The 22,941-nt window shown below is 71.8% G+C and carries 24 protein-coding genes, 1 tRNA gene and 1 pseudogene; 9 read left to right on the top strand and 17 right to left on the bottom strand.

Features of this window, described 5'->3' with window-relative positions; all coding sequences use genetic code 11:
* Nucleotides 1-97: 97 nt before the first annotated feature.
* Nucleotides 98-1,114 (top strand): LuxR C-terminal-related transcriptional regulator, encoded by a 1,017-nt coding sequence (locus ACFY07_RS24995; protein ID WP_390871807.1) that lies wholly within the window; start codon nucleotides 98-100, stop codon nucleotides 1,112-1,114.
* Between the two features lie 134 nt (nucleotides 1,115-1,248).
* Here ACFY07_RS24995 and ACFY07_RS24990 read toward each other — a convergent pair whose 3' ends face one another.
* The 4 genes from ACFY07_RS24990 to dnaK all read right to left on the bottom strand — a co-directional run bounded on the left by ACFY07_RS24990 (nucleotide 1,249) and on the right by dnaK (nucleotide 5,553).
* A complete protein-coding gene (locus ACFY07_RS24990; protein ID WP_390871805.1) occupies nucleotides 1,249-1,767 on the bottom strand; it encodes a heat shock protein transcriptional repressor HspR in 519 nt (172 codons plus the stop codon).
* A gap of 4 nt (nucleotides 1,768-1,771) precedes the next feature.
* Nucleotides 1,772-2,938, bottom strand: a complete 1,167-nt coding sequence (dnaJ, locus tag ACFY07_RS24985; RefSeq protein WP_230746402.1) for a molecular chaperone DnaJ — start codon at nucleotides 2,936-2,938, stop codon at nucleotides 1,772-1,774.
* Between the two features lie 129 nt (nucleotides 2,939-3,067).
* On the bottom strand, nucleotides 3,068-3,709 hold the full coding sequence (grpE, locus tag ACFY07_RS24980) for a nucleotide exchange factor GrpE (protein WP_230746392.1): 642 nt from the start codon (nucleotides 3,707-3,709) through the stop codon (nucleotides 3,068-3,070).
* Nucleotides 3,706-5,553: a molecular chaperone DnaK gene (gene dnaK / locus ACFY07_RS24975; RefSeq protein ID WP_230746390.1), complete on the bottom strand. Its 1,848-nt coding sequence runs from the start codon at nucleotides 5,551-5,553 to the stop codon at nucleotides 3,706-3,708. Before dnaK ends, grpE begins: the two co-directional genes overlap by 4 nt.
* A 401-nt stretch (nucleotides 5,554-5,954) precedes the next feature.
* Here dnaK and ACFY07_RS24970 point away from each other — a divergent pair.
* The 4 genes and pseudogenes from ACFY07_RS24970 to ACFY07_RS24955 form a co-directional block, all read left to right on the top strand.
* Nucleotides 5,955-8,174 (top strand): annotated as a pseudogene (locus tag ACFY07_RS24970) (heterodisulfide reductase-related iron-sulfur binding cluster); the annotation flags it as partial.
* Nucleotides 8,175-8,735: 561 nt separating this feature from the next.
* Entirely contained in the window at nucleotides 8,736-9,707 is a 972-nt protein-coding gene (locus tag ACFY07_RS24965) for a Yip1 family protein (protein ID WP_390871802.1), read from the top strand.
* Nucleotides 9,708-9,973: 266 nt separating this feature from the next.
* On the top strand, nucleotides 9,974-10,903 hold the full coding sequence (locus ACFY07_RS24960) for a metal-dependent hydrolase (protein WP_390871800.1): 930 nt from the start codon (nucleotides 9,974-9,976) through the stop codon (nucleotides 10,901-10,903).
* Between the two features lie 221 nt (nucleotides 10,904-11,124).
* The gene (locus ACFY07_RS24955; protein WP_390871798.1) at nucleotides 11,125-11,580 is read left to right on the top strand and encodes a hypothetical protein; all 456 of its coding nucleotides are present in this window, start codon (nucleotides 11,125-11,127) and stop codon (nucleotides 11,578-11,580) included.
* A gap of 12 nt (nucleotides 11,581-11,592) precedes the next feature.
* Here the strand turns inward: ACFY07_RS24955 and dcd are convergent, their stop codons facing one another.
* Nucleotides 11,593-12,168, bottom strand: coding sequence for a dCTP deaminase (dcd, locus tag ACFY07_RS24950; RefSeq protein ID WP_390871796.1), 576 nt, complete (start codon nucleotides 12,166-12,168; stop codon nucleotides 11,593-11,595).
* 71 nt (nucleotides 12,169-12,239) lie between these two features.
* The gene (locus ACFY07_RS24945) at nucleotides 12,240-12,461 is read right to left on the bottom strand and encodes a hypothetical protein (protein ID WP_230746379.1); all 222 of its coding nucleotides are present in this window, start codon (nucleotides 12,459-12,461) and stop codon (nucleotides 12,240-12,242) included.
* A 294-nt stretch (nucleotides 12,462-12,755) separates the two neighbouring features.
* On the opposite strand from ACFY07_RS24945, the gene ACFY07_RS24940 reads away from it, so the two are divergent.
* Nucleotides 12,756-12,829: transfer RNA gene (locus ACFY07_RS24940), tRNA-Gly, on the top strand.
* A 63-nt stretch (nucleotides 12,830-12,892) separates the two neighbouring features.
* Here ACFY07_RS24940 and ACFY07_RS24935 read toward each other — a convergent pair.
* From ACFY07_RS24935 to ACFY07_RS24890, 10 genes are all read right to left on the bottom strand, one after another.
* Nucleotides 12,893-14,056: a tyrosine-type recombinase/integrase gene (locus tag ACFY07_RS24935; RefSeq protein WP_390871794.1), complete on the bottom strand. Its 1,164-nt coding sequence runs from the start codon at nucleotides 14,054-14,056 to the stop codon at nucleotides 12,893-12,895.
* A complete protein-coding gene (locus ACFY07_RS24930) occupies nucleotides 14,056-14,268 on the bottom strand; it encodes an excisionase family DNA-binding protein (protein WP_230746375.1) in 213 nt (70 codons plus the stop codon). Before ACFY07_RS24930 ends, ACFY07_RS24935 begins: the two co-directional genes overlap by 1 nt.
* Nucleotides 14,261-15,625, bottom strand: a complete 1,365-nt coding sequence (locus ACFY07_RS24925) for a replication initiator (RefSeq protein ID WP_390871792.1) — start codon at nucleotides 15,623-15,625, stop codon at nucleotides 14,261-14,263. The genes ACFY07_RS24930 and ACFY07_RS24925 overlap by 8 nt, the downstream gene beginning before the upstream one ends.
* Nucleotides 15,625-15,900: a SpdD protein gene (locus ACFY07_RS24920; RefSeq protein WP_390871790.1), complete on the bottom strand. Its 276-nt coding sequence runs from the start codon at nucleotides 15,898-15,900 to the stop codon at nucleotides 15,625-15,627. The genes ACFY07_RS24925 and ACFY07_RS24920 overlap by 1 nt, the downstream gene beginning before the upstream one ends.
* A 20-nt stretch (nucleotides 15,901-15,920) precedes the next feature.
* Complete coding sequence (locus ACFY07_RS24915) at nucleotides 15,921-16,115, bottom strand: hypothetical protein (protein WP_230746371.1); 195 nt, start codon at nucleotides 16,113-16,115, stop codon at nucleotides 15,921-15,923.
* Between the two features lie 16 nt (nucleotides 16,116-16,131).
* Complete coding sequence (locus ACFY07_RS24910) at nucleotides 16,132-16,320, bottom strand: mobile element transfer protein (protein WP_230746369.1); 189 nt, start codon at nucleotides 16,318-16,320, stop codon at nucleotides 16,132-16,134.
* A gap of 14 nt (nucleotides 16,321-16,334) precedes the next feature.
* Nucleotides 16,335-16,991 (bottom strand): DUF2637 domain-containing protein, encoded by a 657-nt coding sequence (locus ACFY07_RS24905; RefSeq protein WP_390871788.1) that lies wholly within the window; start codon nucleotides 16,989-16,991, stop codon nucleotides 16,335-16,337.
* A gap of 89 nt (nucleotides 16,992-17,080) precedes the next feature.
* The gene (locus tag ACFY07_RS24900) at nucleotides 17,081-18,457 is read right to left on the bottom strand and encodes an FtsK/SpoIIIE domain-containing protein (RefSeq protein ID WP_390871786.1); all 1,377 of its coding nucleotides are present in this window, start codon (nucleotides 18,455-18,457) and stop codon (nucleotides 17,081-17,083) included.
* Nucleotides 18,458-18,462: 5 nt separating this feature from the next.
* Nucleotides 18,463-18,813, bottom strand: a complete 351-nt coding sequence (locus tag ACFY07_RS24895) for a hypothetical protein (RefSeq protein ID WP_390871785.1) — start codon at nucleotides 18,811-18,813, stop codon at nucleotides 18,463-18,465.
* A gap of 217 nt (nucleotides 18,814-19,030) precedes the next feature.
* Entirely contained in the window at nucleotides 19,031-19,819 is a 789-nt protein-coding gene (locus tag ACFY07_RS24890) for a GntR family transcriptional regulator (protein WP_390871783.1), read from the bottom strand.
* Nucleotides 19,820-19,927: 108 nt separating this feature from the next.
* Here ACFY07_RS24890 and ACFY07_RS24885 point away from each other — a divergent pair, with 108 nt between their 5' ends.
* Together ACFY07_RS24885 and ACFY07_RS24880 are read left to right on the top strand one after the other, a co-directional pair.
* Nucleotides 19,928-20,335, top strand: coding sequence for an NUDIX hydrolase (locus ACFY07_RS24885; protein ID WP_230746532.1), 408 nt, complete (start codon nucleotides 19,928-19,930; stop codon nucleotides 20,333-20,335).
* Nucleotides 20,336-20,385: 50 nt separating this feature from the next.
* On the top strand, nucleotides 20,386-20,832 hold the full coding sequence (locus ACFY07_RS24880; protein WP_390871781.1) for an ATP-binding protein: 447 nt from the start codon (nucleotides 20,386-20,388) through the stop codon (nucleotides 20,830-20,832).
* A gap of 576 nt (nucleotides 20,833-21,408) precedes the next feature.
* Here the strand turns inward: ACFY07_RS24880 and ACFY07_RS24875 are convergent.
* The gene (locus ACFY07_RS24875; RefSeq protein ID WP_390871780.1) at nucleotides 21,409-22,065 is read right to left on the bottom strand and encodes a DUF3800 domain-containing protein; all 657 of its coding nucleotides are present in this window, start codon (nucleotides 22,063-22,065) and stop codon (nucleotides 21,409-21,411) included.
* Nucleotides 22,066-22,208: 143 nt separating this feature from the next.
* Here ACFY07_RS24875 and ACFY07_RS24870 point away from each other — a divergent pair, with 143 nt between their 5' ends.
* The gene (locus ACFY07_RS24870; RefSeq protein ID WP_390871778.1) at nucleotides 22,209-22,802 is read left to right on the top strand and encodes a hypothetical protein; all 594 of its coding nucleotides are present in this window, start codon (nucleotides 22,209-22,211) and stop codon (nucleotides 22,800-22,802) included.
* Nucleotides 22,803-22,941: the final 139 nt, after the last annotated feature.

Below are 22,941 nucleotides of genomic sequence, written 5' to 3'. Positions count from 1 at the left end.
GTCCTCCGCGGAAATTCAGAGTACGCGCCGTTCCGATACCGTGTGTTCCCGTTCGGCGGTGGTGCGATCGCACGGATGCATCCACAAGGAACATTACATGAACACGTCAGAATTCCCGTTCGCCGACCCCTCCGGCCCTGTCCTCGGTGAAGCCGCCCTCGCCTTGTACCGCTCCCTTCTTGCGGAAGGCCCACGCGTCAGGGAACGCGTATGGTCCGGGGCCGAACGGACCGCACTGCGCCAGCTCATCGGGATCGGCCTGGTCGCCCCCCAGCCCGTCGACAACGACGAGTACGTCCTGGTGGACCCGCTCACCGTCAGGGCCCGCTGGGGCGAGGCCCTGCATGCCCACGCGGGGCACCTGCTGGAGTACGCGGCCGGCCTTCCCCGCCTCCTCCAGGACTTCTCCGACGCCTTCCACCAGCGGGCCGAGCCGGTCGTCGATGCGGGACGCACGGAGTACATCGAGGGCAAGCCCCTGATCCGCCGCCGCATCTCGCAGTTGATCTCAGCCAGCACGCGGGAGGTCGTCACGGCGCAGCCCGGCCATCGTGCACCCGCATCGCTCGAGGCCGCGCTGAAGCAGGACCTGCCCATGCTGGGGCGAGGGGTCGCCAGGCGGACGCTCTACCAGTCCTCCGTGCGCCACACACCCACGGTCCGCAACTTCATCCGGGAGCTCAGCCGGGCCGGCGGGGAGGTCCGGACGCTGGAGGAGCCCTTCGAGAGGGTCTTCATCTTCGACCGGCGGACCGTGGTCATGCCGGTGAACGGGGAACACGACGTCGCGGCCACCACGGACGACCCCGCCACGGTGTCCTACGTCCTCTCCGTCTTCGAACGCGACTGGACGCGGGCGGACCCGTTCGACGACTACATGCCGCACCCGGCCGACCCTCTGGGCAGGACGCAGCGCGTCATCGTGCGGCTGCTCGCCGAGGGGCTGGGCCAGCAGGCGATCGCGAGCCGGCTGAGCCTCAGCCAGCGCACCGTCGCCGCCCACATCGCGAAGGTCCGCGAGCAGTACGGGGCGGACACCCTGTTCCAGCTGGCGTGGCGGATGGGGCGGGAGGAGGGGCGCAGGCAGGGCGGGGAGGCGGCGGACACCCCGTGAGCGCACCGCCTGTCCGGCGGAGCGGCCCGAGGGGCCCGCGGATCCGTCCGGCGGACCGTCCCGGCCACGCACCGGACCGGACACGCCTCGGGCGGCCGCCCGACGGCTCAGGGAGTCCGTCCACGCGAGCGGTCCTACTGCCCCGGACGCCTGGCCTTGGGCCGCCAGACCACCAGCGCGCTGGACTGCTGCACCTGCTGGTAGGGCACCAGGTCGCGGCGGTAGGAGGCGTGCACGGCCGCCTCGCGCTGCTGCATCGCGGCCGCCGCGCCCTCCACGGCGTCGAGCAGCTCGGTCACCCGCGACTGCAGGGCGGCCACCTGGTTCTCCAGCTCGATGATCCGCTTGATGCCGGCGAGGTTGATGCCCTCCTCCTGGGAGAGGCGCTGCACCTCGCGCAGCTGCTCGATGTCGCGGGCCGAGTAGCGCCGGCCGCGGCCGGCCGCGCGGTCCGGGGAGACCAGGCCCAGCCGGTCGTACTGCCGCAGCGTCTGCGGGTGCAGCCCGGAGAGCTGGGCGGCCACCGAGATGACGTAGACCGGGGTGTCCTCGGTGAGCTGGTAGGGGGCGGCCGCCGACCGGGACGGGCGGGGGCCGCCGGGGAGGCCGTCCCCCACACCCGGGCCGATGCCGCCGGTGCCTCGCGGGTCCATCAGGTCACGCTCCCTCCGCCGCCTTGAAGAGCGCGGCACGCGGGTCGTCCGAGGCGGTGGCCTCGCGGTACTGCTCCAGCGCCGCCAGGGCCTCGCCGGCCAGCTGGTGCGGCACCACGACCTCCACGGTGACCAGCAGGTCGCCGCGGGTGCCGTCCTTGCGGGTGGCGCCCTTGCCACGGGCCCGCAGGGTCCGCCCGTTGGCGGTCCCGGCGGGAAGCTTCAGCTTCACGGGCGGGCCGCCGAGGGTCGGCACGTCGATGGTGCCGCCCAGCGCCGCCTCGGGGAAGGAGACCGGCACGGTGACCGTCAGGTTGTCGCCCTTGCGCCCGAAGACCGGGTGGGGGTGGACGTTGACGGTGATGTAGAGGTCTCCGGGCTGGCCGCCGCGCTCGCCCTGGGCGCCCTTGCCCTTGAGGCGGATGCGCTGCCCGTCCTGCACCCCGGCCGGGATGCGGACCTGCATGGTGCGCGCCGAGGTGGCCCGGCCGCTGCCGTGGCAGACGTCGCAGGGGTCGTCGACGATGAGTCCGCGGCCCTTGCAGTCGCGGCACGGCTCGGAGAGCGCGAACGCCCCCTGGCCCCGGCTGACGTGGCCGGAGCCCACGCAGGTGGGGCAGACCCGGGGGGTGGTGCCCGCCCGGGCGCCGGTGCCGGAGCACGCCTTGCAGGCGGCCTGGCTGGTCATCCGGATCGGGACGGTGGCGCCGTCCACGGCCTCGTCGAAGTCGAGGGTGACCTCGGACTCGACGTCGGCGCCCCGCCGGGGCGCCTGGCGGCCGCCGCCGCGGTTGAAGAGGCCGCCGAAGACGTCGCCGATGCCGCCGCCCCCGAAGCCCCCGGCACCGCCGCCGCCCTGCTGGCCGTTGAAGAGGTCGCCGAGGTCGAAGCCGAAGCCGGCCCCGCCCGCGCCGCCCGCGCCGCGGAACCCGCCGGCGAAGAGCGAGCGCGCCTCGTCGTACTCCTTGCGGCGCGCCGGGTCGGACAGCACGTCGTTGGCCTCGGAGATCTCCTTGAAGCGCTCCTCGGCCTTGGCGTCGCCCTTGTTGGCGTCGGGGTGGAACTCCCGCGCCAGCTTCCGGTACGCCTTCTTGATCTCCGCCGTGGAGGCGTCCTTGGGCACGCCGAGGACCTTGTAGTAGTCCTTCTCCACGTAGTCCTTGGTGCTCAACGGAAACTCCTCCTCCCGACCGTTCTCGGGCTCGTCACGGACGCCGGGCCTGCCGCGGCCGCGACGGTCGCGGCGCCGCGGAACCGTGCACCGGTGCACCCGGGGCACGGCTCCGCGACGCACGCACCGTCAGCTCTCCCCGTCACCTTCGCCCTCGGCGTCCTCCCCGTCGGGGGCGGACGTGGACTGGGTGCCGGGCTGCGGCTCGGCCACGGCGACCATCGCCGGGCGGATGGTCCGCTCGCCGATGCGGTAGCCGGGCTGCAGGATCTGCACGCAGGTGGTCTCGGTGACCTCGGACGAGTAGCTGTGCATCAGCGCCTCGTGCACGGTCGGGTCGAAGGCCTCGCCCTCCTTGCCGAACTGCTGCAGCCCCAGCTTGGCGACCACGGTCTCCAGCGACTCGCCGACCTGCTTGAAGCCGCCGACCAGCTCGCCGTGCTCGCGGGCCCGGCCGATGTCGTCCAGGACCGGGATGAGGCTCTCCAGGACGTTGGAGACGGCGATCTCACGCACCGTCATCCGGTCCCGCTCGACCCGCTTGCGGTAGTTCTGGTACTCGGCCTGCAGGCGCTGCAGGTCGGCCGTGCGCTCGGACAGCTGCCGGCTGACCGTGGCGAGCTCGTCGGACGAGCCGCCCTTGCCGGTCCCGGCGCCGGACTCCGCGGCGGGCGCCTCCGGCGCCGCCTGGTCGGCGGCGCCGGAGCCCTGCCCTGCCTCGGAGGCGTCGCCGGGCTCCTGAGCGAAGCCCTGCGGTTCCTCCGTCGTCACGCGGCACCACCCTCGCGCTTCTCGTCGTCGACGATCTCGGCGTCGACGACGTCGTCGTCGGCCTTGGCCTCGCCGGCGCCCGCGGCACCGGCCGCACCGGCGGCGTCCGCACCGGCGTTGGCGTAGAGCGCCTGGCCGAGCTTCTGCGCGGTGGTGGAGACCTTCTCGGTGGCCTCGCGGATCGCGGCGACGTCCTCGCCCTTGAGCTTCTCCTTGAGGTCCGCGACCGCCGTCTCGACCTCGGACTTCACGTCCGCGGGCACCTTGTCCTCGTTGTCCTTGAGGAACTTCTCGGTGGTGTAGACGAGCTGCTCGGCCTGGTTGCGGGTCTCCGCGGCCTCGCGGCGGCGGTGGTCCTCGTCGGCGTACTGCTCGGCCTCGCGCATCATGCGCTCGATGTCGTCCTTCGGCAGCGCGGAGCCGCCGGTGACGGTCATGCGCTGCTCCTTGCCGGTACCGAGGTCCTTGGCGGAGACGTGCATGATGCCGTTGGCGTCGATGTCGAAGGTGACCTCGATCTGCGGGACGCCGCGGGGCGCCGGCGGCAGGCCGGTCAGCTCGAACATGCCGAGCTTCTTGTTGTACGCCGCGATCTCGCGCTCACCCTGGTAGACCTGGATCTGCACCGACGGCTGGTTGTCCTCGGCCGTGGTGAAGATCTCCGAGCGCTTGGTCGGGATCGTGGTGTTGCGCTCGATGAGCTTGGTCATGATGCCGCCCTTGGTCTCGATGCCGAGGGACAGCGGGGTGACGTCGAGGAGCAGGACGTCCTTGACCTCGCCCTTGAGGACGCCGGCCTGCAGGGCGGCGCCGATGGCGACGACCTCGTCCGGGTTGACGCCCTTGTTGGGCTCCTTGCCGCCGGTCAGCTCGCGGACGAGCTCGGCGACGGCGGGCATGCGGGTCGAGCCGCCGACCAGGACCACGTGGTCGATCTCGGACAGCGCGATGCCGGCGTCCTTGATGACGTTGTGGAACGGGGTCTTGCAGCGCTCGATGAGGTCCGCGGTCAGCTGCTGGAACTGGGCGCGGGTGAGCTTCTCGTCCAGGTGCAGCGGGCCCTCGGCCGAGGCCGTGATGTAGGGCAGGTTGATCGAGGTCTCGGTCGAGGAGGACAGCTCGATCTTGGCCTTCTCCGCGGCCTCGCGGAGGCGCTGGAGGGCCATCTTGTCCTTGGACAGGTCGACACCGTGGCCGGCCTGGAAGGTCTTCACCAGGTGGTCGACGACGCGCTGGTCCCAGTCGTCGCCGCCGAGGTGGTTGTCGCCGTTGGTGGCCTTGACCTCGACCACGCCGTCGCCGATCTCCAGCAGCGACACGTCGAAGGTGCCGCCGCCGAGGTCGAAGACCAGGATGGTCTGGTCGTCCTTCTCCAGGCCGTAGGCGAGGGCGGCGGCGGTGGGCTCGTTGACGATGCGCAGGACGTTGAGGCCCGCGATCTCACCGGCCTCCTTGGTGGCCTGCCGCTCGGAGTCGTTGAAGTACGCCGGGACGGTGATGACGGCGTCGGTGACCTTCTCGCCCAGGTAGGCCTCGGCGTCCCGCTTGAGCTTCTGCAGGATGAAGGCGCTGATCTGCTGGGGGTTGAAGTCCTTGCCGTCGATGCCCACCTTCCAGCCGGTGCCCATGTGGCGCTTGACCGACCGGATGGTGCGGTCGACGTTGGTGACCGCCTGACGCTTGGCGACCTCGCCGACCAGCACCTCGCCGTTCTTGGCGAAGGCGACGACGGACGGCGTGGTCCGGGCGCCCTCGGCGTTGGTGATGACGGTGGGCTCACCGCCTTCGAGGACGCTGACGACGGAGTTCGTCGTACCGAGGTCGATACCGACCGCGCGAGCCATCGCTGAATACCTCCACCGGAAGTTGAGCAGAACAGACTCAAGCGTGCCTCACGGCGGGGCCGGTGTCAACGGAGGTGAGCGCCGGGCGCTCAACTTTCCTGCCGGACCCCGCGCGGCGGCACGGCGGGCGGGCGGACGGGCGGGCGGCGGCACGGAGGCGCAAGCGGCGGCGGCACGGCCGACGGGTGCACGGCGGACGGGTGGCGGCGGCGGCGCGGGCGGGTGAGTGTTGCCTTACGTGACCGCGGCCATAGGCGCCGCGCCTTATGGACGGGCCGCGGCGCGCAGTAGTGTCCGACCCGCTCCGCCCTCTTTAAGTTACTCATGGGTACACTCCGAGGGAGGGGAGCCCTGTATCCCCGTACCACCCACCCCCACCGCCGGAGGAGACGGAGCAGCCGATGCAGCTCGCAGCGATCGTCATCTCGCTGGTCACCAGCGTGATCGGCATCGCGCTCGCCGCCCGCGCGGCCGCGTACATCTACAAGGTCGTCAAGGTCGGACAGCCCGACGACACCCGTACCGGCAACCCGGCGCAGCGCACCAAGACCGTGGCCAAGGAGTTCCTCGGCCACACCCGCATGAACCGCTGGGGCGTCGTCGGCGTCGCGCACTGGTTCGTGGCCGTCGGCTTCTTCTCGCTGGTGCTCACCCTGGTGAACGCCTTCGGGCAGCTCTTCGACGCCGAGTGGGTGCTCCCCGTCCTCGGCCACTGGACCCCCTTCGAGGTCTTCACCGAGCTGATCGGGACCCTCACCACCCTCGGCATCCTGGTGCTGATGGCGATCCGCCTAATGAGCCTGCCCTCCCGGGCCGGCCGCAAGTCCCGGTTCGCCGGGTCGATCGCCTGGCAGGCCTTCTACGTCGAGTACACGATCCTCGGCATCGGCCTGTGCATCCTGGTGCTCCGCGGCCTGGAGGGCGCCCTCGCCGGCGTCGACTCCTACGAGCCCGCCCACCTGGTCAGCTACCCGCTGGCGCAGGCCTTCGGCGGCCTCTCCCACGGCGCGCTCGCGAACCTGGTCTACCTCGTCGCGATGCTGAAGATCTGCATCTCCTTCGCGTGGGCGATCACCATCGGGATCAACCCCTCCATGGGTGTGGCCTGGCACCGCTTCCTCGCCTTCTTCAACATCTTCTTCAAGCGCGAGGAGGACGGCTCCACCGCCCTCGGCGGACTGCGGCCGATGACCTCCGGCGGCAAGCCGATCGACTTCGAGGACCCGGCCGACGACGCCGTCTTCGGCGTCTCCCAGGTCGAGCACTTCTCCTGGAAGGGCATCCTCGACTTCTCCACCTGCACCGAGTGCGGCCGCTGCCAGTCGCAGTGCCCCGCCTGGAACACCGGCAAGCCCCTCTCCCCCAAGCTGCTGATCATGAACCTGCGGGAGCACGCCTTCGCCAAGGCGCCCTACCTGCTCGCGGGCGGCGGCAAGGACATGGAGGGCGAGGAGCAGGCCACCGCCGAGCAGCTGGCCGGCGTCCCCGCCGCCGCCCTCGCCGAGGCCGAGCGCCCCCTGATCGGCACCGCCGAGGAGAACGGCGTCATCGACCCGGACGTGCTGTGGTCCTGCACCACCTGCGGCGCCTGCGTCGAGCAGTGCCCCGTCGACATCGAGCACATCGACCACATCGTCGACATGCGCCGCTACCAGGTGATGATCGAGTCGTCGTTCCCGACCGAGGCCGGGACGATGCTCAAGAACCTGGAGAACAAGGGCAACCCGTGGGGCATGGCCACCAAGGCCCGCCTGGACTGGGTGAAGGAGCTGAAGAAGGAGACCGGCATCGAGGTCCCCGTCATCGGCGAGGACATCGACCCGGCCGAGGTCGAGTACCTGTACTGGGTCGGCTGCGCCGGCGCCCTGGAGGACCGCGCCAAGAAGACCACCAAGGCCTTCGCGGAGCTGCTGCACACCGCGGGCGTGTCGTTCGCGATCCTCGGCAAGGAGGAGTCCTGCACCGGCGACTCCGCCCGCCGCCTGGGCAACGAGTTCCTCTTCCAGATGCTCGGCGCGCAGAACGTCGAGACCCTGAACACCGTGCTGGAGGACGCCCCGGTCAAGCGGATCGTGGCCACCTGCCCGCACTGCTTCAACACCATCGCCAACGAGTACCCGCAGCTGGGCGGCCACTTCGAGGTCATCCACCACACCCAGCTGCTGCAGCACCTCATCGACGAGGGCAGGCTCGTCCCGGTCAACCCGGTCGAGGGCCTCATCACCTACCACGACCCGTGCTACCTGGGCCGCCACAACAAGGTCTACACGCCGCCGCGCGAGATCATCGGCAGGGTGCCCGGCCTGCGCAACGAGGAGATGCACCGCCACAAGGAGCGGGGCTTCTGCTGCGGCGCCGGCGGCGCGCGGATGTGGATGGAGGAGCGCATCGGCAAGCGGATCAACGTCGAGCGCGTGGACGAGGCCCTCTCCCTGGACCCGGACATCGTCTCCACCGCCTGCCCGTTCTGCCTGGTGATGCTGTCGGACTCGGTCAACGGCAAGAAGAACGAGGGCACCGCCAAGGAGCACCTGCGCGTCGTCGACGTCGCCCAGCTGCTGCTCGACTCGGTCAAGGCCCTGCCCGAGCCGGAACCGGAGCCCGCGCCGGAGCCCGCCCTGGTCGGCGCCAGGCCGGTCGAGCAGGCCGCGACGGTGCAGAGCCCGGCCGAGGCGCGGACCACCGACGCCCCGGCGGCGAAGCCGGCGGCCCGGGCCGCGGAGGCGGCTCCCGCTCCCGCGGTGGCCACGGCGAAGGCTGCGGACGCCCCCGCGGCGGAGCCCACCGCCGAGGCCGGGCCCGAGTCGGCCGCCGACGCCGGGCCGGCCGCCGCAGCCGCGGGGAAGCCCACGGAGAAGGCCGCGGAGAAGCCTGCGGAGAAGGCCGCGGAGGCGCCCGTCACCGCCGACAGGGCGGAGACCGAGGCGGAGGCCGAGGCCCCCGGGCAGGGCACCGCGAGGACGCCGGAGGACTCCGGCACCGCCTGACCGGCCCCCGGTCACGCACCCTCCGGCCCGGCCGGCCGCCGCACCCCCCGCGGCGGCCGGCCGGGCCTTCCGCTGTCCGCCCCCGCTCCGCCCCGCCCTCCCCGCCGGCCCGCCGCGTGTCACAACTGGGCTGCAAACAGGGCCCGGAGGCCACCGTTCCGGGGGAGCGGCGACGCGGCCGGGTACCGTCGTGGCGTGGCTGGCAACGGATACGACAACGGTCGCGGCGCTGCTCCCCGGCAGAACGGGGGCCCCGCCCCCCACGAGTACGGCGGGGGCCGCGGCACGCCCCCCGCCCCTCCCGCCGGGGTCTTCGGCAGCTACCGCGGCGAGCAGGGCACCGCAGGCGGGCCGGAGTACTTCGGCGGCCACGGCGGCGGGCAGGACGGACCGCAGTACTTCGGCGACGACGGCGGCCTCCGGGACCCCCGCCCGGGCCCCGCCGGCCCCGCCGGCCCCGGGGCGCACGACCCGTACGCCGCCTACGACGACAATCCCGGCCACACCCAGGCCTTCGGCGTGCAGGACCCGTACCGGGACGCGTACGGCACCCCCGGGGCGCAGGACCAGGACCACGTCGCCGTGTACCGGGCCCGCGGGCAGGCCGGACCGCACACCGCCGGGCCCCGGCTCCACTGGCGCGACCTGCTGTCCGGCATGTACCTCAACCCGTCGCGGACGTTCGAGCAGATGCGCACGCACCAGGTGTGGCTGCCCGCCCTCACGGTCTCCCTGGTCTACGGCGCGCTCGCCGTCCTCGGCTTCGGCGACGCCCGCAGCCAGGTCCTGGACTCCACCTTCTCCGTCGCGCTGTGGACCCTCCTCGGGGGCGCGCTCGGCTTCACCGTCGCCGGGGCCACCCTCGGTGCGGTCACCCACGCCCTGGCCCGGCAGCTGGGCGGCGACGGGATGTGGCAGCCCACCGTGGGCCTCTCCGCGCTGGTCGCGTGGACCACGGACACCCCGCGGCTCCTGCTCGCCCTCTTCCTGCCGGCCGACAACGGCGTGGTGCAGGTCCTCGGCTGGGCCAGCTGGCTGCTGTGCGCCGGGCTGATGACGACCATGGTCCGCCGGGTCCACGACCTGCCGTGGGGGAAGGCGGCGGGTGCGGCGGCGCTCCAGCTCGTCGCGCTGCTCATCCTGATCAAGCTGCCGACGCTGAACTGACGCCCGCGGAAGGGCCGGGGCAACGCCCCGGCCCTTCCGCACGCCCTGCCCCTTCCGCACGCCCCGGCGCCGCCCGGTCGTGCCCGCAGCCGTGCCGTACAGCCGTGCAGCGCGGCCGTACGGCACTCCCGGGCACCTGCGGCACGGCGGTGGGCGGACGGGACGGCGGTGGGCACGCGGCACGGCCGTGCGGCGTGTGCGCGAGGATGGACGGCGGCCCACGAGGCCCGTACCAGTCCAGCACCGCCACCCTCCGGAGTGTCCGCATGCCCCTCCCCACCGCCTCCACCCAGGTCGGCTTCCCGGCCGGCTCCGTCCAGGGACGGTCCGCCGTCGTCGCCGTCCACGACCTGGGCGACGGCCGGTACGGCATCGCCACCGCAGCCACGCCGTTCCACCCGCTCGACCACACCTGGCCCGACCAGCCCGCGGACACCGGGACCCTCACCGTGGGCGGCGCCGAGCTGCCCGTCGTCGACTGCCTCACGGGTGCCGTCGGGCCGGACGCCGGCACCGTCGCCGTGGGCGCCGACATCCCGGTCCGGCGCGGCGACGAGGACTGGGCCTGGCTGGTCCTGCACGTGGTGGAGTCGCTCCCCGCCGGTCTCTCGGCCGGCGACCTGCTCGGGCAGGAGGCCGACCTCCGCGTCGACGCCGAGCGGCGCGCCGAGCTGTCCGCAGCCCACACCGGCTGCCACCTGCTCGCCCTCGCCCTGAACGCCGCCCTGGCGCCCCGCTGGCGCAAGGACCCGGGCCGCAGCGACGCCTTCGGCAACCCCGACTTCGACAGCCTCGCCATGGCGTCGTCCCGGATGACCGTGCCCACCGCCGACGGCGGCAGCACCAGCGTCGACGTGTACCGGCTGGGCAAGTCGCTGCGGAAAAAGGGCTTCACCTCCGACGCCGCCGAGGGCCTCCCCGCGCTCGCCGACGCGCTGCCCGACATCGCCAAGGCCGTCAACGAGCAGCTCGCCGCCTGGGTCGAGGCCGACGCCGCGGTGCGCATCGAGGTCCCGGGACCCGAGCTGACCGCGCGGCGCCGCTGGGCGTGCGACCTGCCGCAGGGCACCGCCGCCATCTTCTGCGGCGGTACCCACCTGCACCGCCTCGGCGAGCTCAGCGCCCTCGGCACCGAACTGAGCCTGTCCGACGACGGCACTGAACTGACCGCCGTCACCACCCCCCGGCGCCGCTGACGGCGCGGGCCGGGAGCCCCGTCCACGGCGAGGCCGGCGGACGGGGCTCCCGGTCCGCGGGCTCCCGCACAGGGCATACGGGTGGATACCGCACCCGCATTGTCACTCCTGGGCAACAAGCCGCCTCAGCGGGCCTCCTGAACCACCTGTGAACCGAATCAACAGATAGCGTGCCGCTGTTCGATCAACACACAGGATCCACGGACCCCGAGGGCATCACCATGACCACTCCCCCCTCCCCCAGCCGACAGACCGAGCAGGTGCCCCCGGCGGCCCCGGAAGCCCCGGAAGCCCCGGAAGCCCCGGAAGCCCCGGAAGCCCCGGCAGGCTTCCACCCCGCGCCCCCGGCCTCCGCCGCCGAGAAGAAGGGCGGCAAGGGGAAGAAGATCCTCGGCATCATCGCCGCCGCCGTGGTGATAGGCGGGATCAAGTTCGGCCTCGGCTACGCCCTCAACAACCCGGTGCACGCCAAGGCCGGCGACTGCGTGAGCGTCACCGGGAGCGAGAACAACCCCGACGTCTCCCTGCTCGACTGCGGCGACGGCAAGGCCAACTACAAGGTCGCCAAGGTCGTCGACAACACCTTCGACACCGACAGGTGCGGCGACAGCTACGCCGCCGCCCTGGCCCAGCAGTGGGACGACGACAAGTTCGTGCTCTGCCTCAACGACAAGTAGCGGCCGGGGCGCTCAGACCCGGGTGCGGTGGAAGTTGAGGTACGACCGCGACGGGGTCGGTCCGCGCTGGCCCTGGTAGCGGGAGCCGTGCCGCTCGGAGCCGTAGGGGTGCTCGGCCGGCGAGGTGAGCCGGAACATGCACAACTGGCCGATCTTCATGCCCGGGTAGAGCTTGATCGGCAGGGTGGCCACGTTCGACAGCTCCAGCGTGACGTGGCCGCTGAAGCCCGGGTCGATGAAGCCCGCCGTGGAGTGCGTCAGCAGGCCCAGCCGGCCGAGGCTGGACTTGCCCTCCAGCCGGGAGGCAATGTCGTCCGGGAGCGTGACGACCTCGTACGTCGAGGCCAGCACGAACTCGCCCGGGTGCAGGATGAACGCGTCGTCCCCCTCCGGCTCCACCAGACGGGTCAGGTCCGGCTGCTCCTCGGAGGGGTCGATGTGCGGGTAGCGGTGGTTCTCGAACACCCGGAAGAAGCGGTCCAGGCGGACGTCGATGCTGGACGGCTGGACCATCGCCGGCTCGTACGGGTCGATGACCACGCGGCCCTTGTCGATCTCGGCCCGGATGTCCTTGTCAGAGAGCAGCACGCAACGAGGTTACGCGGCGCGGCGGGCCCCGGCTAAATCAGCCGGGGCCCGCCGCGGACCGCGGCAGGCCCTCAGGCCAGGAACTCCGCCGCCTCCAGCCGCATCGCCCGGGCCAACTGCCCGCCGGACAGCTCCTGCACGTCCGCCGGCACCGAGCTGCGCAGCCGCCCGCACCGCGGGCAGCGGACCAGCCGCCCGGGACCGAGCCGCCCGGGGCCGAGGTTCTGCAGAGGAAACGTGCTGGTGCTGAACAGGTGCCCTTCGGCACAACGGACGACGGTGCGCTGCTCCATCGATCCCCTTCCGCATCGGACGAGCCCACTGCGGATCACCCGGGCCTCCGTGCCCTGCCGCCGGTATCACATCACGGGACATTCCGGACATGACGCGCCGGACGGCACCACCTGCAGCAGCCCCAGGGATTCGCGGGCCCCACAGTACGCCCGCACCCCCCGCCCCGCACCGCCCCGACACCCCCGAACACCAGCCCGCCCCGCCCCTTTCCCCACCGCCCGGCATCCGTGCGCCCACGGCCGGGGATGCTGTACAGTGACGGAGCAGCGAGACGCCGTCTGACGGCGGATCATGCGGGTGTAGTTTAATGGTAGAACATGAGCTTCCCAAGCTCAGAGCGCGAGTTCGATTCTCGTCACCCGCTCCACAGGAAAAGGCCCAGGCCAGGGAATGGATTCCCGGCCAGGGCCTTTCTGTTGTCCAGACCTTTTCAGGCGTCGCGTGCCAGATCCGTGCCAGAAGGGCCGTCGCCCCTCTGCCTCCCCCGGCCTCGGATCTCCACCACGGCCGCGTCGATCCCCTCGGCGATCCGGCGGTCCCGCTCCGCGGTGGCGTGCTGGTAGACCAGGGCGGCCCGCACCGAGGCGTGGCCCATGCGGGCCATCAGCTCCTTGAGGCTGGCCCCGGTCGCAGCGGCGAGCGTGTTGCCCGTGTGGCGCAGGTCGTAGAAGCGGAAGCCCGGCAGGCCGGCCTTGTCCCGCGCCCTCCGCCAGATCCGCCCGAAGGTCGAGCGGCGGAATGCGCCGCCCTTTTCGCCGACGAAAAGCAGCCCGCCGGGTTCCCGCTCGGCGAACCATTCCAGGTGCCGGCGGATATCCGGCAGGACGACGGCCGGAATGGTGACCGTGCGCCTGCCCGCGTCCGACTTCGGGTCGCCGACCACCCGGCGGCCCGTGGTCAGCTCCGGGGCCGCCATGCGCACCCGGACGGTCCCCGCATCGAGGTCGACGTCCGTTCGGCGCAGCTCCGCCAGCTCTTCCGGGCGAAGGGTGGTGAAGGCCGCCAGGAGGACCAGCGCCCGCCAGCGGGGGCCGACCAGCTCCGCCAGCTCGTAGACCTGCTCGATGGTCGCCGTCCCGCGTTCGGGTGAGGACTCCTTGCCGCCGCCCCGGATCCGGCAGGGGTTCCGCCGGATGAGCTCGTCGTCGGCGGCCGTCGCCAGGATCGAGCTGAGCAGCCGGTAGGCCTTGGCGGCGGTGACCCGCTTCCCCTCCTCCAGAAGACCGGCCCGCCAGGCCCGCACCCGGGGCGCGCTGATCTCGTCCAGGTTCCAGGCCCCGAAGGTCGGGACCAGGTGGATGCGCAGGAGGCGCCGGTACAGCTCCTCCGTGGTCGGGCGGAGATCACGCTCGGCGATCCACGCTTCCGCGTACGCGGTGAAGTTGACCGCCCCGGCATCCGGGTCGCGCCAGTCTCCGCGTGTCATGTCGGCTTCCGTCTGGGTGAGCCAGACCTCCGCGTCGGTCTTGGAGGCGAAGGTCTGGTCCGCCGGCCGGAGGACTCCGTCCGGTCCCGGATAGCGTGCCTGCCATCGGCCGGAGGGAAGCCTGCGCACAGCGCCGAAGCGGCGGCGCCTGCCCTTGCTGTTGGCCATCAGGCAGCCCTCCGGTAGCCCTGCCGCCGAGTGGTGACCGGCTGGACGGTGTTGGTCTGGACGAAGGCCGACAGTGCGCTCTCGGGGATGCGGACGTGCCGCCCCACCCGGACGAAGACGATGCGCCGTTCGGCGATCAGACGGCGGGGAAAGCGCTCCGTGGTGCCGAGGAGTTCGGCGACCTGGGCGACGGTCAGCAGCTGCTCAGGCATGGGTGGGTTCTCCTTCCGTTCCGGGTGCGGGGGTGAGGGCTTGGGCGAGCCAGGTCTCGCCGGGGGTGAGGCCGATGCCGGCGAAGGCCCAGTGGGCGAGAACGAGGGTGGTCTCCTCCTGGTCCTCGACGGGGTCGGGGCGGGTGCCGGCGTGGGCGGCGAGGGCCTGGGCGCGACGCCAGGCGGCGCGGGCGTCGCGCAGGGCGCCAAGGGTGGTGGAGTAGCGGCGGGTCTTGGTCGAGAAGTGGCCGCGGAAGCCGAGCATGTGGGCCCAGGCCCGCAGCCGGAGGTCTTGGAGGTCGGGGCGGGCGCCGAGGTCCCAGCAGGTGCGGATCATGCGGCGGGCGTGGTCGCTGAGGTCGAGGTGTGCCAGCTCCCCGATCAGGCGGACGGGCCGATCGAGGGTCCCCGTCGCGGTCTCGGCGCCCTTGGTGGCGTATTTGGCGATGTAGGCGGCGACGGCGCGTTCGGTGAGGTCGGTGCCGCCGTCGAAGTCCGCTGACCGGATGGTGCGGATGTCGAGCTGGCGGCCGAAGGCGAAGGCGTACGCGCGGCCGTCGACGGTGGGGCCGGGGATGCGGGCGCCAGTGGTGGCGGCGCGGATGGCGTCGGCGAGCAGGTCCGGGGTGGCCCAGCCGGGTGGTGGGGTGGTGCCGCCGTCGGGGCCGTCGAGGCGGATGACGGCGTGGAAGTGGACCAGGCCGCGGCGCTGGTACTCGGCGACCTTGGCGAAGGAGACGCGGGCGTGGTCGCGGAAGGCGCGCTGGGTGAGTCCGGCGCGCTTGGCGACCTCGCGGCGCAGGTAGATGGAGAAGCGCCGCCACAGGACTCCGGCGTGGGCGTTCCACAGGACGGCGCCGCGGTAGTCGTAGGTGTCAGGGTCGAGGGGAGTGCCGAGCTCAGCCGCGTCCTCGCCATGCAGTACCCCGCAGCGGCAGGGGCGGATCTGCCCGGCTGGGCCGGTGGGGCGGTTGTGGACGGGGCCGAAGGAGGGGGCGGTGAAGGTGGCGAAGACCCGCGGGTGGGTGGCGACGTGGTCGGGGGTGCCCTTGCCGCCGCGCAGGCCTGCGGTGATCAGGTGGTAGGTGTCGCGGCGGTAGGTCTCGGCGCAGGCCGGGCAGCGGGTGGCGCGGCGGTTGCCGCAGCGGATGAGGAGGTGGCCGGCGGGGAGGTCGGCGGAGGTGAGGTGGTGCAGGACCTCGCCGGTGCCACCGTGGATCTCGGTGCGGTGGCCGTCGAGGCGGACGGGGTGGGTGCAGCCGCCGAGTCCCTGGAGCTGGCGGAGCAGGGCGGGCATCGTGCCGAGCTGGGCGATCGAGACCAGGTCGGCGAGCGGGGGCGCGGTGGTCGCGGTCATCAGCGGCCCCGGTGGTGGGAGGCGAGCAGGGAGCGCAGGACCACCGCGCAGACGGCGACCGAGACGGCGGTAACGGCGACGGCGGCCAGGAGCGCGGTGAGGACGGCGCCCACCGCGATGACGGCGGCGAGGGCCCCGGCACCGGCGGCAACGTACGGGCCGACAGGCCGTCGGGCGGCGGGGGCGGAAGCGTGCCGGCAGTCGCAGGCCGGAGCGTGCTGCGGGGTGGTGGCGACCAGGTGGGCGGGGGTGTCGGGGAGCTTGGGGCGAAGCATGGCGGGTCTCCTCTCGGGGGTCACTTGCGGTCGCCGTTGACGACCTCGACACCGCTGCGGGTGGTGTGGTCGATGACGGGGGCGGCCCAGGTCTGGGCGAGGTAGAAGCCGAACAGCGCGATGGCGGCGGCGACCCAGAGGCGGACGCCGAGGAAGCGGATGGCCATCCAGGCGAAGGCGCCGAGGACGACGACCAGAGGGAGGGTGACGGTCACGGCAGGGGGCTCCTGGTCAGCGGACGGCACAGCGGTGGGTGCGGGCGGCGAGTTCGGCGGCGGGACGGGAGTCGTAGTCGGCGGAGAAGCCGCAGCGGGGGGCGGTGCAGGCGGCGGTGTGCCGCTCGCGGCCGCGGCCGTCGTAGTAGGTGGCGACCTGGACCGGGCCGATGCGGAGCACGTTGCGGGGGCGGATCGGGGACACGGCGTGACCTCCTGTCAGGCGGGCTGGAGCCGGGCGGCGATGGCGTCGGCGAGCTGGGGCGTGACGCCGAGGCGGGCGCGCAGCGTGGCCGCGTCGATCGGCGTGCCGGTACGGGCGCGGTGGTCGTCGGCGACCTTGCGGGCGTGCTCGACCAGGGCGGCCGGGACCGGCGGCGCGGAGGGGACCGGGGCCGGGGGCAGGGCGGGTGCCGGCGGGGGTGCGACCGGTTCCGGCTCCGGGTCCTGCTCGGCGTAGACGGAGTCCGGGGTGTCGGCAGGCTCCGCCTCGGTGGCGCCGGTGGGGGTGTGGGCGAGGAGGGTGCCGCCGAAGAAGGCGACGGCGGGCCATCCGGCGACGAGGATCCGCAGCCAGGCGGGGACGGCGGCCAGGTCGAGGAGTCCGGCGGTGGCGACGTTGGCGCCGAGGGATGCTGTCAGCGCGGTGGCGAACCAGGTCCAGGCCGAGCGGGCCGGGGCGCCAACCGCGCGCAGGGTGCGCATGCGGCGCCAGGCTGCGACCAGCAGCAGGTCGACGGAGACGGGGTAGGCCCACGCCTTCCAGCCGTGCTGTCCGGCCGCCGCCGCGATGTCGTGGAGGTGGGCGAAGGACAGGGCACCGGCGATGACGGCCTGGACGAGCACGGCGTCCGGGCGGCGGGGCAGACGGGCCACCGTGGGGACTCCTCTCGGGTCGGTTTCGGGCATGGGGCCGGTAGGGACCTGGCGCGGAGGCGGTCGCGCCGACCGATGGGGGCGGGTGGCTACTCGGTGACGGGCAGCGGCGCGGTGCGGGGTGTGTCGGCCGGCTCGCGGGCGGCCGGGACGTACGGGCGGAATGGGTCCAGGGCGGGGACGTCGGGGACCAGGTGCGCGGACTCCCGGCAGACGGCCGCGGCGGCGGCGAGGGTCATCTCGGGGGTGCGGATGCGGGACCAGCCGCCGGAGGAGTCGCCCGCCACGGCGACGCCGGGACGCTCCGGGGGGATGGCGGTGGCGGCGAGCATGGCTTCGGGGGAGATGTCGCCGAGGCCCATCTCGGCGGTCTGCCGGTCGTTGACGCGGTGGACGACGCGGCCGGTGAGCTGGGCGCGGAGCATGGTGGCGCCCTTTCCGAGTTCGGAGCCGAAGCGCTGGCCGCAGATCTCCAGGTAGATCCCGGCGGCGCGGCCAAGCTGGGCGAGGCGGATGAGCTGGGTGACCATCGCGTCGCGCCGTTCCTCGTCCTTGCGGGTGGCGGTGAGGAAGAGTTCGGCGATCTCGTCCACCAGGAGCACGATCGGCACCGGCCGGACCTTGGCCGGCAGGCCCCAGATGTCGGAGGTGATCTCCTCTGCCGCCGTGGCGGGGGCGATGCCCTGCCGTTGCCGGATCAGGTCGTAGCGCTCCTGCATCTCCGCCACCAGGACGTCGAGCAGTTCGGCCGCCTGCTCGGGGTCGGTGGCCAGGGCGGACAGGCGCGGGGCGAAGGGTGCCTGTTCCACTCCGCGCTTGCAGTCGATGCCGACCAGCGCGACCGGTCGCCGGGCGAGCCCGCTGACCAGGTTCCGCAGGTACATGGACTTGCCGGACTGGTTCGCGCCCAGGGTGAGCGCGTGCGGGACGGCGCGGTAGTCGCGGACGAAGGCGGTACCGTCCTCCCGCAGCGCGACCGGGATGAGCATCGGGCCGGACGGGAGGCGGCGCGGCATGCGCACCCGGGTGAGCACGTCGAAGCCGGTCATGCGGAGTTCGACCAGGCCGGGCCGTATCTCGGTGACGTGGACGGCGTGCACGCCCCAGGCGTGGCGGAGGCGTTCGGCCGAGGCGGCCACGTCGGCCGGCTCCTGCCCGGGGGCGAGGCGGAGCCGGACGCGCAGGCCGGTCGTGGTCGGGCGGATGCGCCGCACCTTCGGCGGGACGGGGCGGACCTCGCGCCGGGTGGTGGCGCGGATGAGGGCCGCCCGCAGCCGGGAGGGGGCGACGGTCAGGCCGCAGGCGTCCATCGTGGAGCCGTAGGTGGCGGTGAAGCGGGCGGCGGTGAACGGCAGGCCGACGGCCGACCAGTACACCGCCGGGGCCTTGGCCTTGGTCCAGGCCGCCCCCGCTCCTCCGGCCGCCAGCGGTCCGCCGACCTCCAGCAGGGTCACCAGGTCCGTCACGGCGATCAGCCCTCCGCTCGGACCGGGAAGGCACCCGGGGCGACGGCGGCTGCCCGGTAGGCGATGCCGTGCCGGGCCTGCCCGTTGAAGACGCTCTCCCACGGCCGGGCCACCAGGCCGGGCAGCGAGACCGGCGAGCCGACGGGCAGCCCGTCGGTGACGCCGCTCTGCGGAACGGTGACCGAGAGGAGAGAGGACTCCCCCTCGTCGATGTAGACGACGCCGACCGTCATCAGCGCCTCACCGGTGACAGCGTCCTTGGCGATCTCGCCGGTCTGCCGGTCCCGCAGCTTCGGGGCCGGGGGGTCGGTGAGCAGGATTGTGGCCGAGGAGGTCTCGACTCGGATGGCACGCACAGGATGTCTCCTCTTGCTTCTCGTCATCCCGAGCCCGGCCGACCTCAACACCTAGTCGTCTAGATGAGTTGCGGTCTAGCAGCAGGCAGTGGGAGGCGCACGGGACGGCTGCACTCTCTAGATATCCACTCGTCTAGATGAGTACACCTCTGAGTGTGTACGAGTTGCAGAGGAGCGTCAAGCACATACCTGCGCAGCCCTGGTGACGGGCCGTCGGTCAGGTGGCCGGCAGGCGGTAGGAGAGGATGTAGGCGTCCGCCGCCATGATGGTGTCGCAGACCTCGACCGCCCGGCCGTCGCTGTCGAAGGCGGTGCGGACCAGGTGGATCACCGGGATGCCCGCGGCGAGCTGGAGGACCTTGACCTCCTGCGGCGAGGGCATCCGTACGCGGATCTCCTCCTCGAAGTGGTCCAGGCGGTGGCCCAGCTCCTCCAGCCGGGCGTAGATGCCGCCGGGACCCGGGTTCGGCTGCGCGATCGGGGTGTCCCGGGCGATGTCCAGCGGCAGGTAGGAGGTCGCGAACTCCACCGGCCGCCCGTCCAGCAGGTAGCGGCGGCGGCGGGCGAGGACCCGGTGCGGCGAGCCTAGGCGGGTGGCGACCTCCGGGGCCGGCCGCTCCTCCTTCACCTCCAGGCTGTCCACCGTCGGGTGGCTGCCCGCGGCGTCCGCCTCCACGATGAACGCGGACTTGCCCTGCTCGCGGTGGCGCCGGGCGAAGCGGTCCGAGGCCAGCCGCCGCACCGGGGGCCGGGGCCGCACGTAGACCCCGCGCCCGTGCTCGGAGACGACCAGGCCCTCCCCCTGGAGCAGCTGGAGCGCGTTGCGCACGGTCATCCGCGAGACGCCGAAGTACTCGATCAGCTCCGTCTCGGAGGGGAGCTTGTCGCCCTCCCGGAAGGTGCCGCGGTCGATGGCCTCACGGATGCGGTCGGCGATCTGCCGGAAAACGGCCCGGTCGCTCATCGGGTCGAGCGAGCCGATGGAGCCGGAGGAGAGAGCAGCCATGGAGTACTCCTTGAGGCATCTAGACGTGTGCACGGCCGGACCGTTGCTACGGTGGAAGCGTAGCCAGCGGAAAGGGCAGCGATCGTGACGAACGACCGACCCCACTCGGTGAGCGTCGCCGGGGTCATCGTGGACGACCACGGACGCGCCCTGCTCATCAAGCGCCGGGACAACGGCCACTGGGAGCCGCCCGGCGGTGTGCTGGAGGCCGGCGAGACCATCCCCGACGCGCTCGCGCGCGAGGTCTACGAGGAGACCGGACTCAAGATCCAGACCCCGGCCGTCCTCACCGGCGTCTACAAGAACATGACCCGCCTGATCGTTGCGATGGTCTTCCGCTGCGAAGCCGTCGAGGGATCACTGACCACCGGCGACGAGACCCATGCCCTGCGCTGGGCCACCCGCGACGAGGTCACCGACCTCTGCGACGAGGCCTACGCGATCCGGGTCCTCGACGCGCTCGACGCCCCCTCCCCTCCCGCCGTCCGAGCTCACGACGGCGTGAGACTCATCTAGCAACCGGCCTCGCCACACAGAGGCCCACCAGCAGCGAAGGACTTGTACGGATGAGTAGACGAGAAGCTTACCGCGTCTGGCACCTCACCTGTCCAGGGGAGGCACAGGAAGTCGGCCGGGTCCGCCGCTGGATCAGAGACGTCTGTCGCGGCTACCCGTGCGCCGACGAGGCCGAACTCATCGCCTCCGAGCTGAGCACCAACGCCATCACCCACACCCACAGCGGCCGGCCCGGCGGACTCTTCACCGTCATGCTCACCTGGACACCGGGCCTGTTCGTCATGGCCGTCTCCGACAATGGCGGAGCCCTCGGCATCCCCCACGCCCGCCAGGCCGGCAACAGCTCCACCAGCGGCCGAGGCCTCGCCCTGGTCGAAGCCCTCTCCAGTCGCATGGACGTGCTCAGCCATATGAACGGTCGGACCGTCAGGGTGGCACTGCGCTACGACGAGACGACCCGAACGCACGAGCCGGAACCGGCATCCATGAGGGGATGAGTAACAACCTTCTCTACGGGTTCAAGCGGCTCGCTCCGCTCGCCGAGCGCGGTCCGGCTCCCCGCCGGGCCGCGCTCCTGTCTCCGCCCCGCTTCGGCCCGGCGTCCGCCGACCGCGCCACGGAAGCGCGATGGACTTGGGGCTCCGCCCCAAACCCCGGCCCTCCCTCGGAGGGGTCCGGTCGGCATTCGAGTGCACCACAGTTGTGATGAACGACGAGGGCGCGAGCCTGATCCCTCCTCGGCCAGCCACCCAAGGGCGTACCCGGAACCTCCGGGAGCCGCCAAGGCCAAGCGCAAGCGTCACGTAGTGAGCCTTGGCGGCCCCCGGAGAACCCGGGTGCGGCGAAGCTGCCCGACCGAGGAGGGAGCCCTCACTAGCAGGCCGCAGGGTACGCACCGCACGGCAGGTTACGGCGAAGGCCACCCCCGCGAGTGTTTCGATCACTTGTTCGGGGAACAATGGTGTTAAGGATGCTGTCCCGCTTGACGCTGCACGCGCCATCGGGTTGCATAGCTACTGGCCAGTGACAAGGGGTCCAGGGGACCTCTTCCCAAGATCGGGATAGCTGGCCCCTTATTTTGCCCTTCCCCACGGCATGAAGGTAGTGGCCAGGGTCGGCTTCACGCTGGACTCATACCACGAGCACTTGCGATCTTCCAGGATCCGATGCACCGCCCAAAGGCCGTAGTCCGCAACCTGGACTCCCCACGAAGTCGCTGCGTTCCAGACGCACAGGACTATCTCGCGATCAGTGGCAAGCTGCTGACAGACGTCCTGAAGCGCCAGACGCGCACTCCCCTCCTTCTTGTTGGTCGTCAGGTGGGCTGCGATCACGTAGACCGTGTCTCCGGGTGAGCTGACTCGCCGCACTATCTCCTTGAAGTGCAGGTACCAGGCCAACTTGTAGAGACGCATCGGGCCGGCCGCGCGGATGTAGCTGTACGCGTTCGCCTTCAGCAGGAAGGTCGTGTCGAAGCGAGGTGCCTGCGACTCGATGAGCTGGAAGACCTCGCCACGAGTCGCGTGCGAGTCATCCTTTGCATGCAACCCCCTTGGCAGCGAAATGCCCCTCCGCTCCAACTGGCAGCGGAGCTGGAGCCCCTCCCACAGCGAGTGGCCATGATCGCCTTCGAAGACAGCAGTGCCGAAGCCGAAGTACCTACTCGCGCCCTGAGAGCCCGACATGTCCATATCGCCCGTCTCATCGGCATACATGTAGATCTCAGCCATGGACCTGCCCCACCCTTCCCAACCCCTGGTCGCACCGGAGCGGCTATCCGACAGCCCAACTCCGTTCACGGGAAGACATGTTGACACGCCCCTTCGACAGATACGTCCTCCGCGCCTGACATCCGTCCACTTAGAGTGGACGGATGAGCGAAGTAGCTGGGAAAGATTCTTTGATCAACAAAACGGCGAAGGCGCGCTTCGACCCCGACAAGCCCTGGCCATGGGTGTCGTACGACGATCCGGCGTGGCCACTGGAGCCCTGGGTTGTCATGAACGATGAAGATCTCGCCGACGCGGCGGTTCGCTTCGCGATCCGGTACCTACGCGACGGGGTAGAAGGGATGACTGCTCTTCGAGCGACAGCCCTGGTGGAAGACGCCGTGCGACGGGTGGTAGGTGACGTTGTCGCAGAGGCTCGCACGCGAAGGTACTCGTGGGGGCGGATAGCTCATGAATTCGAAGTCGGAAGGACTGCAGCCCAAAAACGCTTTGGGAAGCACCCCGACACCTCCAGGTCCATGACACTCGAAGAGCAGTATCAATGGATGGGAGAATATTTGTATGCCGCCGAGCACGACAGCCGTGACGCATACCCCGACCAGGATGCAGTAAAGATCACGCGCGCACGATGCATCCGGAGGAGAAGAGGTCACATTCTTGATCCCTTGGATGCATTGCATAAGGTCGTTCAGCGAAAGCGCAGCCTCAAGAAAAGCGACGAGCCATCAGGTTCTTAGTACCTCCCTGCAGGCGAGGCTCCGATGCACAGGCCAGTTCAGACGGTTGCGTCCAGAGAAGTGGTGTAACGGGTAGCTCCCCGTGAGGGTGGAGCTGCCCCGGGCGGGCGCGTGTCGCCCGCCAAGCAAGACGGCCATC

This window comes from Streptomyces sp. NPDC001380 (genome assembly GCF_042895785.1).
Taxonomy (GTDB): Bacteria; Actinomycetota; Actinomycetes; order Streptomycetales; family Streptomycetaceae; genus Peterkaempfera.
The sequence above is the reverse complement of the archived record's forward strand: the minus strand, read 5'-3'. Positions and strand labels throughout refer to the sequence as shown.